At 72.3% G+C, this 13,354-nt stretch carries 7 protein-coding genes and 3 pseudogenes; 3 read left to right on the forward strand and 7 right to left on the reverse strand.

Going from position 1 to position 13,354, the window contains the following annotated elements:
* Positions 1-144: 144 nt before the first annotated feature.
* Both murJ and ABEB13_RS23815 read right to left on the reverse strand, forming a co-directional pair.
* Positions 145-2,076 (reverse strand): murein biosynthesis integral membrane protein MurJ, encoded by a 1,932-nt coding sequence (gene murJ, locus ABEB13_RS23810; RefSeq protein ID WP_345707118.1) that lies wholly within the window; start codon positions 2,074-2,076, stop codon positions 145-147.
* A gap of 305 nt (positions 2,077-2,381) precedes the next feature.
* Positions 2,382-3,419 carry a phosphatase PAP2 family protein gene (locus ABEB13_RS23815; protein ID WP_345707119.1) on the reverse strand — a complete coding sequence of 346 codons (1,038 nt, stop codon included), beginning with the start codon at positions 3,417-3,419 and terminating at the stop codon, positions 2,382-2,384.
* A gap of 296 nt (positions 3,420-3,715) precedes the next feature.
* On the opposite strand from ABEB13_RS23815, the gene ABEB13_RS23820 reads away from it, so the two are divergent.
* Entirely contained in the window at positions 3,716-4,687 is a 972-nt protein-coding gene (locus tag ABEB13_RS23820; RefSeq protein ID WP_345707120.1) for a sigma-70 family RNA polymerase sigma factor, read from the forward strand.
* A gap of 139 nt (positions 4,688-4,826) precedes the next feature.
* Positions 4,827-5,042, forward strand: a complete 216-nt coding sequence (locus ABEB13_RS23825; RefSeq protein ID WP_345707121.1) for a hypothetical protein — start codon at positions 4,827-4,829, stop codon at positions 5,040-5,042.
* A 40-nt stretch (positions 5,043-5,082) separates the two neighbouring features.
* Here the strand turns inward: ABEB13_RS23825 and mscL are convergent, their stop codons facing one another.
* The 5 genes and pseudogenes from mscL to ABEB13_RS23850 form a co-directional block, all read right to left on the reverse strand.
* The gene (gene mscL, locus ABEB13_RS23830; protein WP_345707122.1) at positions 5,083-5,499 is read right to left on the reverse strand and encodes a large conductance mechanosensitive channel protein MscL; all 417 of its coding nucleotides are present in this window, start codon (positions 5,497-5,499) and stop codon (positions 5,083-5,085) included.
* 134 nt (positions 5,500-5,633) lie between these two features.
* Entirely contained in the window at positions 5,634-6,050 is a 417-nt protein-coding gene (locus tag ABEB13_RS23835) for a hypothetical protein (protein WP_345707123.1), read from the reverse strand.
* A gap of 301 nt (positions 6,051-6,351) precedes the next feature.
* Positions 6,352-6,676: pseudogene (locus ABEB13_RS23840) on the reverse strand (FmdB family zinc ribbon protein).
* 346 nt (positions 6,677-7,022) lie between these two features.
* Positions 7,023-8,243, reverse strand: a pseudogene (locus ABEB13_RS23845) (MFS transporter); the annotation flags it as partial.
* 657 nt (positions 8,244-8,900) lie between these two features.
* Positions 8,901-10,384 (reverse strand): annotated as a pseudogene (locus tag ABEB13_RS23850) (potassium/proton antiporter).
* A gap of 218 nt (positions 10,385-10,602) precedes the next feature.
* On the opposite strand from ABEB13_RS23850, the gene ABEB13_RS23855 reads away from it, so the two are divergent.
* Positions 10,603-13,338, forward strand: a complete 2,736-nt coding sequence (locus ABEB13_RS23855) for a penicillin acylase family protein (protein WP_345707124.1) — start codon at positions 10,603-10,605, stop codon at positions 13,336-13,338.
* Positions 13,339-13,354: the final 16 nt, after the last annotated feature.

The following is a 13,354-nucleotide window of genomic DNA, read 5'->3' on the forward strand; positions in this document are numbered from 1 at the left end:
CGGCCTCCCGCGGGCGGGGCCGACCCTGCCGGCGGGAGCCCGGTGCCGCGGGCCAGGGGTACTGCGGGGGCTGAGGACGATGCTGTGCCGGGCGCCACGAGGTGTGGTGGGACCGCGGGGGCTTCGGCGACGCCCCCGAACGCCCTAGCGGCGGTGCTTGCCGTTGCCGGTGGCTGCCGCGGGCTCCGGGTACGGGATGCGCAGCTTGCGGGCGAGCGGCGCCACCGAGGTGCCCGCACCGAACGGGCGGGCCAGCACGAACAGCGACAGCAGCACGGTGAGCGAACCGGCCGCGAGGCCGACGGTGTTGCTCAGCAGGCCGTTGCCCAGGCTGTCGTTGATCCGGCCGCCGATCCAGACCGCCGCCAGCGCACCGGGGGCGCAGGCCGCGGCGAGCGACAGGTGCAGGGCCACCACCGAGCCGCCGTCCAGGCCGCTGTGCGGGCGTCCCCGGCGGAGCCCGAGCTGCATAGTGGCGTCCGGAGCGGCCGCGGGGGCGCCGGCCGCGGGTGCGACCGGACGGCGCAGGCGGCGGCCGAGGGCCCAGCCCGTGATCGCGACACTGATCAGGCAGGCCACCGTCTGGGCGCCGGCCATGCCGATGATGATCCAGCGCGGGCCGAGCAGCGCGTAGGCGAGACACGCGAGGCCGGCGTTCGCGCCGGTGGTCACCGTGGTCAGCCAGAACGGGGTCCGGGCGTCGCCCATGGCGTAGAAGCCGCGGGCGAGGGCGTACTGCGCGCAGAAGGCCGGCATGCCGATCGCGAAGGCGATCAGGGTCTGCGCAATGACCCAGGTCGCGGCGGGCGTTGTCCGCCCGTGGCCGTACGCGATGGCGGTGATCTGCGGGGCCAGTGCGATGAACAGGACCGAGGCGGTGATGATCATCGCGGCGGACGAGCGGAGCATGCCCGCGAGGTCCGAGCCGATCTGCGAGAGCCGGCCGGCGGTCGCCGCGCGGGTCATGCCGGGCAGCAGGGCGGTCACCAGCGAGATGGTGATGACGCCCTGCGGGACCACGAAGAGCTGGTAGGCGCTGTTGTAGCCGACGAAGCCCAGGCCCATCTCCTTCAGGCCGCTGCCGTCGGCGAGGGCGCCGGCGCGGGCCGTGAGCTGCGTGATGACGGCGAAGGAGAGCTGGGTGACGACGACCAGGAGCAGGGCCCAGGTGGCCGCGCGGAGGGGTTTGGTGAGGCCGGCGCCCTTCCAGTCGAAGCGCGGGCGCCAGCGGAAGCCGGACGAGCGCAGCGACGGCAGCAGGCCCACGGCCTGCACGACGATGCCCAGGGTGCTGCCGAGGCCCAGCAGCATGGTCTGGCCCGAGGTCATCTCACCTGCGTCGCGGGCGCTGGCGCCGATCGCGATGTAGAGGCCGAAGACGCCAATGGCGACGACGTTGTTGAGGACGGGGGTCCACATCATCGCGCCGAAGCGGTCCCGCGAGTTGAGCACCTGGCCGAGCAGGGTGAAGACGCCGTAGAAGAAGATCTGCGGCAGGCAGTAGCGGGCGAATGCGATGGTCAGGTCGCGCTGCGGCCCGTCCGGGTACCCGGAGTAGAAGTCCGCGATGGTGGGTGCGGCCAGCCAGGCGCCGACGGTCAGCACCACGAGGATGACGCCGCACAGGGTGAGCAGGCGGTCGGTGTAGGCGACGCCGCCGTCCTTGTGCGTCTGGGCGGCGTGGACCAGCTCCGGCACGAAGACCGAGGCGAGGACACCGCCCATGAGCATCATGTAGACGACGTTCGGCAGCGAGTTGCCGATGTTGAAGGCGTCGCCGACGGGGCCGGCGCCCAGCGCGGCAACGATCATCGAGCTGCGGATGAAGCCGAGGGCGCGGGACGACAGCGTGCCCAGGGCCATGATCAGGCCGCTGCGGCCGGTCGAGGTCGCGGGCTCCGGGCTCCGGCCGGTCTCGTCCTGGCGCTGGGCCGGTACGGCCGGGGCCGGCGGCTGCCCGGGCGCGGCCGGCTGGCCGGCCTGCGGGGGCTGGGCGGGGATCTTGCGCAGCGCCATGGTGGGCGGGTCGGCGTACGCGTACGAGTCGGAGGACTCGTCCGTCGTGTGCATGGTCATCGGACCCCCGTCACTCGGTGCCTGGGCGGTGGGGCTGCGGGGCCTCCGCGCAGGTGCACCCAGCCGGAGAAGTCTGCCAAACGGCGGCACTCGCTGGGGAGACCGGTGTCGTGGAGGACAGCTCTCCGTGAACGGAGGATATCGGTGCCTCGACGGTCCGAGGCGCGAGGAGCGTGATGGATTGTCACGATCAGAACCCTTATGTCCGCCTTGTGATCGCCCCGTTCGGGTTGATCGACCATCGCTCCGCCCCTCCCTTCGATGGATCTCCCGCGCGACATGTGACCTTTCTCACTGCATGTCAGCTAGAGGTGCTGCCCGCCCAGGGGGCCGCTCCGGTGGGCGCGCCGGACGGCCAGGCCGTCGCCGTCCTCGCGGTCGGTCGATCGGCCCGGGTCGGCTCCTGCCCCCGGCCGGCCCGGGGCATGGCCGGCGCTGCCTCCGTTGTTCGTGCTGCTCTCGTCGTCCTCGGCGCCTTCGTCGTCCTCGGCGCCTTCGTCGTCCGCGGTGCCTTCGGTGTCCTCGGCGAAGGGTCGCGCCGGACCCGTGCCGCGGACGAACACGCGCTGCACCCGTGGCCGGGTGAGCCGGTTGACGGTGGCCAAGTCGCGCACCAAGGCCCCCGGGCGCCACAGCTCGACCGCGGCCGTGAGCAGGCCGAGCGTGGTCGCTGCGGCGAGCCAGCCGGCCAGGACGTCGCTCGGGCGCTCCGCGCCGACGGCGATCCGGCTCCAGCCGACCGCGAAGACCGTGAGGGCGGCGACCGTGCAGGCCCCGATCCGCAGTGCTCGGCCGGAGACCGGCCAGACCAGTGCGGCCAGTGCGGCGCAGGTGATCGCCGAGGCCATGGCGTGGTCGGAGGGGAGCGAGCCTCCGCTCGCATGCGACACCGGGTCGGCGAAGCGCGGCCGGGGCATCCCGATCACACTCCGCAGTGCCGCCGCCGAGGCCCAGCCGAGCAGCGCCTGTGTCGAGGTCCAGCAGGACAGTGTGCGGGCACCCACGATCCAGAGCCAGGCGGCCACCGCGAGCGCCACCACGCGCAGGGTGACCGGACCGCCGATGTCGGTGAGCGTCTGCATGGCGGCCGTCCATGCGGTGTGCTGCCGGGCGTAGCTGTGCAGCCCCTCGATCCAGTGGCGGTCGAGGCGGGCGAGCGGGCCCCAGTGCCGCTCGACCAGCGTGAGCAGTCCGAGGAACAGCATCGCGCAGCCGATGCCCGCCAGGGCGTGCCGGGCCGGTCGCCGGCGAGCGGCGCGGGCGGTGGCGGCCGGCGGGTGCATGGCCTTCACATTCCCCGGCGGGAGTGCCTGTGCGGCCTTGGCGGGATAGCGATTCGGCATCTTTTGTGCAGGGTTGGTGCCATCGCGCGGTGTTGTTCGTTGATAGGGGTGAGGCGGGCCGCAGAGTCGCGGTCGGAGTCTCAGGGTGTGCAGTCGGTGACGTTCTGCTGACCACCCCGGTGAAAACCGGCAGGATACTGCATAGTGCGAGAAAATCTGAGTGTCTTGGGAATGTTGTCCCTTTTCTGTGCGTTGGATCGTTACGTGTGAGCCTCCATGAGGCCCGCATCTCTATGAGCAGCGCAGCCCCGCGCGGGCATCGCCGCCCCACCCGGCTATCCAGCAAGGGAGCAAGCATGGCCACCCGTGCCGTCGTACGCGACAAGGCCGCCCGGACTCGCTCGGCCCGCCCGACCAACCTTGAGGCCGACCGTGACCTCGTCGGCATGTACCTGGACGAGATCGCTCGGACGCCTCTGCTCGACGCTGCCGAGGAGGTCGAGCTCTCGCTTCGCATCGAGGCGGGCGTGTACGCCCAGCACCTGCTGGACGACGACGAGGTGCCCGCGGGTGTGACGCGTGACGAACTGGAGGCGATAGCCGACGACGCCGAGCGCGCCAAGGACGTCTTCATCAGGTCCAACCTCCGGTTGGTGGTCGCGGTGGCCCGCCGGTACCCGCGCAGCGGGCTCCCGCTGTTGGACCTCATTCAGGAGGGCAACGCAGGCCTGGTCAGGGCGGTCGAGAAGTTCGACTACGCCAAGGGGTTCAAGTTCTCCACGTACGCGACGTGGTGGATCCGGCAGGCGATCACGCGGTCGATCGCCGACCAGTCGCGCACCATCCGGCTGCCCGTCCACCTCGTGGAGGAGCTCGGACGGATCCGGCGGGTGCAGCGGGAGAAGGCCAAGGAGCTGGGCAGGGAGCCCGACCCGTCGGAGATCGCGGCCGAGCTGGACACCACCGAGCAGCGGATCAAGGACGTGCTGGACTGGGCGCGCGACCCGGTCAGCCTGAACATGGCGGTCGACGACGAGGGCGAGACCCAGTTCGGCGACCTGGTCGAGGACACCGGCGCCGTGTCGCCGGAGGATGCCGTGATGGTCATGCTCCGTCGCGAGGAGCTGGACGACCTCATCGGCCGGCTCGACGACCGGACGGCGTCGATCATCCGGTCCCGGTACGGGATGGAGGACGGTCGCGAGCGGACGCTCACCGAGGTCGGAAAGCAGCACGGTCTGACGCGTGAGCGGATCCGCCAGATCGAGAAGCACGCGCTGGCCGAGTTGAAGAAGATCGCCGACCACGCGGGCTTCGAGGCGGCGTGAGCCGGAGGCTCGGTGCCGGAACTGCACACGTTCTCCGGTACCGGGCCGGTCGGGTCGGCTGCCGTGGGGCTGTGGAGGCGTGGAGCCGTCGAGCCGTGGAGCCCTACGCTTGCGGTCGAGAGAGTGGGAGGCAGGACGTATGGGTGAGCAGGACGGCGCGCGGCCCGCACAGGGTGGGGAGCCGGAGACGGTCGTGGAGCCGAAGCCCGGTGCGACGAGGCTGGTCTTCGACGACCCGCTGGATCGCCAGACCAGCGACGACACGGACAGCGGGTGGGGCGAGCGGCCCGGCGGGGCCGGCGGCCGAGGCCTGGACTGGTACCTGAGCCAGCGCCCGCCCCACCACGGGGAGTAGCCCGCCGCGGGCAGGGTCGCCCGCCGGGTGCCGCCTGGGGTCAGCGCTGACGGATGAGTGCGTCGCGGATCTCGGTGAGCAGCATGACCTCCTGGGCCTCCGCCTCCAGAGCGGCCTCGTCGGTGGTCTTCCGCTTGGCCAGGAAGTGGATCATCGGCAGGACGAAGATGAAGTAGACCACCGCCGCCGTGATCACGAACTGCAGAACCGCGCTGAGGACTTCGCCCCAGAGGATGTAGACGCCGGACGAGACCGTGCCGTCGGAGGCCAGGGTGCAGGGGCCTTTGAGGCAGGAGCGGTAGAGGGCGAGGTCCTTCGTGCCGAAGAGCCCCACGATCGGGTTGATGATGCCCTTGACGAACGCATTGATGACGTTGGTGAATGCCGCGCCGATGACGACGGCGACGGCGAGATCGATGACATTGCCGCGCAGCAGGAAATCCTTGAAGCCTTTCATGTCGCGCTGAACGACAGTGACGCGTTCCGGTTACGGGCGAAATCCTGGGCACGGGACGACGTCGGCTGGGCGCACAGGATCGGGCGGACGGGCCGGACCCGGCCCTGGGGCGCCCCAGGGCGTGCGCGGGAGGGTCAGTGCACGGGTGGTGCGGTGCCGGTGCAACGCGGGGCGGTGCCGCTCTCGGCCGCCACCGGCGGGGCCGCGGCCGGCGGGGGAGGTGCCGGGCGCAGCGGGCCCGCGCTGAGCGCGGTGGCAGCGGCCAGCAGGCCCGTGGCCAGGAAGCCGGGTCGATGCCGTACGGCCTGCTGGAGGCGGTGTCTGCCGCCCGCGCCGCGCCGGATCGGCGGGAAGTCGGGCACCGCACGGCGGGGCGGTACGGCGGGCGCGGGCGGGGTCGTGCAGCGGCCTGCGGCGACGGATGCCGGCAGCGCCGTCGACGGCACCATCGGGGTCGGCATCGGCATCTGGGCCGGCATCGGCAGTCGGAGCGGTGCGGGCAGGTCGGGCGCCCCGGGGGTGCCGAGGGCGTCGGGCAGCAGCTGGGCCATGGTCGGGGCCTTCCGTCGGAATGTCTCCGCGGCACTCCGAGCGGCGCCGCGGAGATCAGGATGCGGTGCGCATCCGAGCCGGGCGGAAGACCGCCTCCAGGCTGTGGACAACCCGGGGGTGTGGATAACTTTCGTCCCCTGAACGAGGTAATGCCGGGGCCACAGGGAACCTCGGTGCCCAGGCCGGACCGGGGCCATGCCGGGTCCGCGCCGGGGCCACCCGGACCGCAGCCGCACGCACGAAGGCCCGGTACCCCACCTCGCGGTGGTGGTACCGGGCCTTTCGGGCCGGCAGGGTGCGTCAGCTCGCGGCCGGGGCGGAGGCCGTCGAGGACGACGAGCCCGCGGAGGACGACGACGAGGACGAGGACGAGGACGAGGACGACGAGGCCGGAGCCGCCGCGGGGGTGGACGTGGCGGACGAACCGCCGGCGACCGAGCCGCTGGAGGAGGACCGGCTGTCGGTGCGGTAGAAGCCCGAGCCCTTGAAGACGACGCCCACCGCGGAGAAGACCTTGCGGAGCTTCCTGGCAGTCGGGGCACGTGGTCAGCGCATCGTCGGTGAACTTCTGCACCGCCTCGAGGCCGCTGCCGCACTCGGTGCACTGGTACTGGTACGTGGGCACTTGCTTCCTCCTGGCACTCTCGCCTTATGAGTGCTAACGATCGTCCATGATGCGGCATTCCGCTGGAACAGTCCAGCGATGCCGGGTGTGAGATACCTCAGCCGCGCGTCGCTCCGGCCCCGACCAGCTCCGCTCCGCCGTCCGCTCCGGTGCCCGGCGCGGCCTCGGCGTGGCGCGGCAGCACCGCGTCCGCCGTCCGCCCGCCGGTTCGCCCGTCGCTTCGGCCGCCGGTCCGTTCGCCGGTCCGGCCGGCCGGACCAGCCGTCGCACCCACGGCCAGAGCCGGAGCCCCACCCGGAGCCGAAGCCGCCCGTCCGTCCGTGTCCGCAGCCGTGTCCGCAGGCCTGTCCGCAGCCGTGCCCGCGCCCGTGGCCGGGCCGTCGACGGAGAGCGGCGCCGGGGTCTGCGGGGCGACCAGCAGGCGGCGCAGCGCCACCAGGCCGATCAGCCCGAGACCGGCCCCGGCCACCGGGACCAGGAAGCCCACGGAGGGGCCGCCGGAGTCGATGAGCCGGCCCGCGACGGTCGAGCCGATCGCCAGGCCGAGGCCGATGGCGCCGGTCAGCCAGGTGAAGGCCTCGGTCTTGGCGCCGTCCGCGACCAGCGTCTCGACCAGGGTGTAGCCGGTGATCAGGGTCGGTGCGATGGCCAGGCCGCAGAGCAGGGCGGCGACCGCCAGCGCCACGAGGTTCGGCATCGCCCACAGGGTGGAGCAGCCGAGGACGAGCAGCGCGTAGCAGCCGAGCATGCGCTGCTGCGCCGGGCGACGCCAGGCCACCAGGCCGTAGAGCACGCCGGCCAGCATCGAGCCGCCGGCGAAGACGCCGTACACGATGCCGCTGGCGCCGGCCCGGCCGACCGACTCGGCGAAGGCGGTCACGGAGACCTGCATGGCGCCGAAGACGGTGCCCACGCCCAGGAACGAGGCGGCCAGCAGGCGGACGCCGGGCGAGGCGAGCGCGGAGGCGCTGCGGGAGCCGGCGGTCCGCGGGTGCCGGGTGGGCGCGGTGCGGCGCTGGGCGGCGAAGGCGAGGCCGCCGGCGACGGTCAGCGCGGCCTCGGCGATCAGACCGGCCGCGGGCGTGACGGTGGTGGCGATCGCGGTGGCCAGGACCGGGCCGATCACGAACGTGAACTCGTCGGTGACCGACTCGAAGGCGAACGCGGTGTTCAGGGTCGCCGGGGCGTCGGAGAGCCGGGAGACCCACCGGGCCCGGACCATGGCGCCGATCTGCGGCACGCTGGCGCCGGCCGGCGCGGCCGCCGCGAACAGGGCCCAGACCGGTGCGTGGCCGAGGGCGAGGGCGATCAGTGCGCCCACCGACAGCGCGTGCACCGCGATGCTGGGGATCAGCACCGCGGACTGGCCGTAGCGGTCGGCGAGGCGGCCGGTCTGCGGGCCGACCAGGGCCTGGGCGACGGCTGAGACGGCGGCGACGGAGCCGGCCGTCCCGTACGAGCCGTGGGTGTCCAGGACCAGCAGCACGATGCCCAGCGTGAGCATGGCGTACGGCAGGCGGGCGGCGAAGGCGGGGACGAGGAACGTCCAGGCGCCGGGGGTGCGCAGCAGCGCACCGTAGCCGACCCGGGCGGGTGCGGCGGGCGCGGTGGGTGCGGCGGTTGTCCCCGGTCCGGGGACGGTCTGCCCGGTGGCCGTGGGCCCGGCGGTTGCCGGTCCATGGGTGGTTCCGGGCGCGGCGGGCATGGGGTTGTCGACCGTTCGGCGGGCCGTCACGGTCGGTCCTTCCTGCTGCCTGGTAGCGCGCCGGGGTGCGGGTGGGCCCCGACGGCGCCGAGAGTCGTCCTCTCGCGCGTCGACCGGGGTTGTTACCGGGTCCGGGGCCGGCCCGAGGGGTGGAAGCGGGGGCCGGCGTCAGGCTGTGTGCTGCGGACCGCGGCCGCCGAGCGGTCGCGCCAACTCTGCATCAGGCAGATGTTGCGGGTGTCATGCGTGTGGATGGTGCAGGTACGGATCGATCCGCACCGCTCGATTGTACGGCAGACGGCGAAACCGGGCTGCCGATGCAAGCCAGGAGTAGCCCGGATCACAGCCGATGCCAGGCCGGCCGGCGGCGGGAGCCGACATCACCGCCACCGCCCGCCGCCAGCACCACCACCCGCAGCGCCCGCCACCACTCGCAGCGCCCGCCGCCAGCACCACCACCCGCAGCGCCCGCCACCACCCGCAGCGCCCGCCGCCAGCACCACCACCCGCGGCGCCCCGCTACTTTCCGCGCAGCCAGCCGGCGAGCTTGCCGCCCTGGTCGACGGCGCGCAGCCGGCGTTCGGCGGCGTCCCCGACCTCCTCGGTGGTGACGACCAGCAGTTCGTCGCCGGCCCGCAGGATGGTGGTGCGGTCGGGGACGAAGCTGCTGCCCTCGCGGACGACGAGGGTGACGGCGGCGCCCTTGGGCAGGCGCAGCTCGCCGACCTCGACGCCGGACATCCGGGAGCCGGGGGCCAGGGCGACCGACAGCAGGTGACCGTGCAGCTTCTCCAGCGGCGCGGACTCGATGCCGAGGTCCTGGCCCATGTCGCCCTCGCCGATCCGCAGCCACCGGGCGACCAGCGGCAGGGTCGGGCCCTGGAGCAGGGTGAAGGCGACGACCAGGATGAAGACGATGTTGAAGACCTCCTGGGCCCGGGTGCGTCGGCGACCATCGGGATGGTCGCCAGCACGATGGGCACCGCGCCGCGCAGCCCGGCCCAGCTGAGCAGCGCCTGCTCGCGCCAGGGGATCCGGAACGGCGTCAGCGCGGCGACCACCGAGGCCGGGCGGGCGAGGAAGACCAGCACCGCCCCGCTGACCAGGGCGGGCACCACCGCGGAGCCCATCTGGCTGGGGGTGCAGAGCAGGCCGAGCACGACGAACATGCCGATCTGCCCGATCCAGGCCAGCCCGTCGGCGAAGCCGCGGACGGCCGGGCCGTGCGGCAGCTTGGAGTTCCCGAGGATCACGGCGGCGGTGTACACCGCCAGGAAGCCGGAGCCGTGCAGCAGCGAGCCGCCCGCGTACGCCAGCACGGTGAGCGCCAGTACCGCGATCGGGTAGAGGCCGGAGGACGGCAGGGCGACGTGCTTCACCGCGTACGCGCCGAGTCGGCCGACGGCGTAGCCGACCGCCGCGCCGATGGCGAGTTCGGCGATGATCGTGCCGGCCAGGACGTACCAGGGGTCGAGCGGGCCGGTGGTGGCGAAGGCGACGACGAGGATGACCACCGGCGCGTCGTTGAGGCCGGACTCGGCCTCCAGCAGGCCGGTGAGGCGGCGGGGCAGCGGCACCATCCGCAGCACGGAGAAGACCGCGGCGGCGTCGGTGGACGAGACGATGGCGCCCAGCAGCAGGGCCGTCCGCCAGTCGAGGTCGATCAGCAGGTGTGCGCCGGCAGCGGTGACCAGGACGCTGATCACGACGCCGACGGTGGCGAGGACGCCGGCCGCGGGCATGACCGGCTTGATCGAACGCCAGCTGGTCTTGAGGCCGCCCTCGGCGAGGATCACCACCAGTGCCGCGTAGCCGAGGACCTGGGTGAGCTCGGCGTTGTGGAAGGCGAAGCCCAGGCCGTTCGGGCCGAGCGCGACGCCGATGCCGAGGTAGATCAGGAGGCTGGGGAGCCCGGAGCGGGTGGAGAAGCGCACGGCGACCACCGCGACCAGAAGGATCACGGAGAACTCGAGCAGGAACGTGTTCAGGCGGTCGACGGTCACGCAGGGGCACCTCGGCAGGGAGGGAGCGGCTGATGATTCGTTACTCGGTCCAACATTTTACCTGATCTTTGACGATGGTCCTCCGCCGTCGTCCACGGTCATCTTCGCCCGGTATCGTCCCCCTGATCCAGCGCAGGCGTCCCCGGTGCACGCCCGCTGGCTGAGCCGCCCTAATGTGGTGACCTGTCACGGCCGCCACCACCCAGCCAAGGACCCAGATGCCCCGCTCGAAGAAGTTCCGGCGCGCCCGTCTGATCGTGCCCGTGCTGATCGTGCTGCTGATCGTCGGGCTCGGCGGCGGCGGCTGGTGGGCGGTGCACACCGTGCGCTCGTCCTTCCCGGACGTGACCGGCACCGTCCGGGTCGCCGGGATGTCCGCGCCGGTGGACGTGAAGCGCGACGACAAGGGCATCCCGCAGCTGTACGCGGACACCTCCGACGACCTCTTCCGCGCGCAGGGCTACGTGCAGGCCCAGGACCGTTTCTGGGAGATGGACGTCCGGCGCCACATCACCTCCGGCCGGCTCTCCGAGATGTTCGGCTCCGGCCAGGTCGAGACGGACGCCTTCCTGCGGACGATGGGCTGGTACCGGGTCGCGCAGCAGGAGTACGACACCGTCCTCTCCGCCGAGACCAAGAAGTACCTGCAGGCCTACACCGACGGTGTGAACGCCTGGCTCGCCGAGCACCCGGGCGGGGCCGGCGCCTCCCTGGAGTACGCCCTGCTCGGCACCCAGAACAGCAGCTACAAGCCGCAGCGCTGGAGCCCGGTCGACTCGGTCGCCTGGCTCAAGGCGATGGCCTGGAACCTCTCCGGGAACCTCACCGAGGAGGTCGACCGTTCGCTGCTCTCGCAGAACTTCAGCAAGGAGCAGGTCGACCAGCTGTACCCGGACTACCCGTACGACCGCAACGGCACCATCGTGCAGACCGGCACCCTCAGCGCGGACGGCACCACCTACAAGCCGGCCGGCCAGGGCGGCTCCGGTGCCACCACGTCCTCCGGGTCCACCGCGCAGGGCCGGGCCACCGCCGAGGCGCTGCTCAAGGGCGTGACCGACCGGATGGCCGCGATGCCGCAGCTGCTCGGCCCGCAGGGCCAGGGCATCGGCTCCAACTCGTGGGTCGTCGACGGCGACCACACCACCACCGGCAAGCCGCTGCTGGCCAACGACCCGCACCTCGGCCCCGGCATGCCGTCGGTCTGGTACCAGATGGGCCTGCACTGCCGCACCGTCGGCCCCGCCTGCGGCTACGACGTGAGCGGCTTCACCTTCGCCGGCATGCCCGGCGTGGTCATCGGCCACAACCAGAACATCTCGTGGGGCTTCACCAACCTCGGCGCCGACGTCACCGACCTCTACCTGGAGAAGGTCACCGGCCCCGACACCTACCTGCGCGACGGCCAGGACGTGAAGTTCACGACCCGCAAGGAGACCATCAAGGTCGCCGGCGGCGCCGACCGCACCATCACGGTGCGCACCACCGAGAACGGCCCGCTGATCTCCGACCAGTCCACGGAACAGCAGAACGTCGGCACCTACGCGCCCACCGGAAACGCCGCCCCGGACCGCGCCAGCGGCTACGGCGTCGCCCTCCGGTGGACGGCCCTCACCCCCGGCACGACGATGGACGCCGTCTTCGAGCTCGACCGCGCGGCCGACTGGACGGGCTTCCGCAAGGCCGCCGCCGACTTCGCCGTCCCCGCCCAGAACCTCATCTACGCCGACACCAAGGGCAACATCGGCTACCAGGCGCCCGGTGTCATCCCCGTCCGCGGCAAGGGCGACGGCCGCTTCCCGGCCCCCGGCTGGGACTCCGCGTACGACTGGAAGAAGAACCCGCTCCCCTTCACGGCGCTGCCGTACGTCTACAACCCGCCGGCCGGCTACATCGTCACCGCCAACCAGGCCGTGGTCGACAGCACGTACAAGCCCCTGCTGACCACCGACTGGGAGTACGGCACCCGGGCCAAGCAGATCACCGACGACATCGAGGGCAAGCTCAAGAACGGCGGCAAGATCTCGCCGTCCGACATGAGCACCATGCAGCTGGACAACACCAGCGTGATGGCCAAGACCCTGGTGCCGATGCTGCTCAAGATCAAGATCAACGACCCGTACGTGCGCGAGGCCCAGGACCTGCTGAAGGACTGGAACTACCAGCAGGACGCGGACTCGGCCGCCGCCGCCTACTACAACGGCGTCTGGCGGGCCCTGCTCACCCTGGCCTTCGGCCAGAAGCTGCCGGCCGACATGCGCGCCGAGGGCGACTGCCTGCTGGTCCGCCAGAAGGCCAACTCGAACCTGCCCGACGACGCCCTCAACAACACCGTCAAGCCCGTCACCGAATGCGGCACCCGCAAGCCCTCGCAGGCCCAGCCGGACGGCGGCGACCGCTGGATGGAGGTCGTCCGCCAGCAGCTCACCAAGCCCGACAGCAGCTGGTGGGACTACATCGACTCCGACCACATTCCGCAGCAGGGCCTGAACAACCTGCTGGCCCAGGCGATGAAGAACGCCCGCCAGGACCTCACCGCCTACCTCGGCAAGTCCGTCTCCACCTGGACGTGGGGCCGCCTGCACACCCTCACGCTCAAGGAGACGACGCTCGGCAGCGACGACTCCTCGATCGCCTCCGGCCTCGTCCACAAGCTGCTCAACCGCGGCCCCTACCGGCTCTCCGGCTCCAGCGCCGCGGTCAACGCCGCGGGCTGGAACGCGGCCGCCGGCTACCAGGTCGACTGGATCCCCTCGATGCGCATGGTCGTCGACCTCAGCGACTTCGACGCCTCGCGCTGGATCAACGTCGGCGGCGCCTCCGGCCATGCCTTCCACGCCAACTACAACGACCAGACCGACCTCTGGGCGAGCGGGCAGCTGCTGCCCTGGGCCTTCTCCGCGAAGGCCGTCGAACAGGGCGCCACGCACACCATGACGCTCACGGCCGGCTGACCCGGCCACCGGTCGC

The sequence above is a fragment of the Kitasatospora paranensis genome (assembly GCF_039544005.1).
GTDB lineage: Bacteria > Actinomycetota > Actinomycetes > Streptomycetales > Streptomycetaceae > Kitasatospora > Kitasatospora paranensis.

Coding starts and splice junctions, on each gene's coding strand:
- murJ (WP_345707118.1), bottom strand. CDS start 2,076: ATGACCATGCACACGACGGACGAGTCCTCCGACTCGTACGCGTACGCC.
- ABEB13_RS23815 (WP_345707119.1), bottom strand. CDS start 3,419: ATGCCGAATCGCTATCCCGCCAAGGCCGCACAGGCACTCCCGCCGGGG.
- ABEB13_RS23820 (WP_345707120.1), top strand. CDS start 3,716: ATGGCCACCCGTGCCGTCGTACGCGACAAGGCCGCCCGGACTCGCTCG.
- ABEB13_RS23825 (WP_345707121.1), top strand. CDS start 4,827: ATGGGTGAGCAGGACGGCGCGCGGCCCGCACAGGGTGGGGAGCCGGAG.
- mscL (WP_345707122.1), bottom strand. CDS start 5,499: ATGAAAGGCTTCAAGGATTTCCTGCTGCGCGGCAATGTCATCGATCTC.
- ABEB13_RS23835 (WP_345707123.1), bottom strand. CDS start 6,050: ATGGCCCAGCTGCTGCCCGACGCCCTCGGCACCCCCGGGGCGCCCGAC.
- ABEB13_RS23855 (WP_345707124.1), top strand. CDS start 10,603: ATGCCCCGCTCGAAGAAGTTCCGGCGCGCCCGTCTGATCGTGCCCGTG.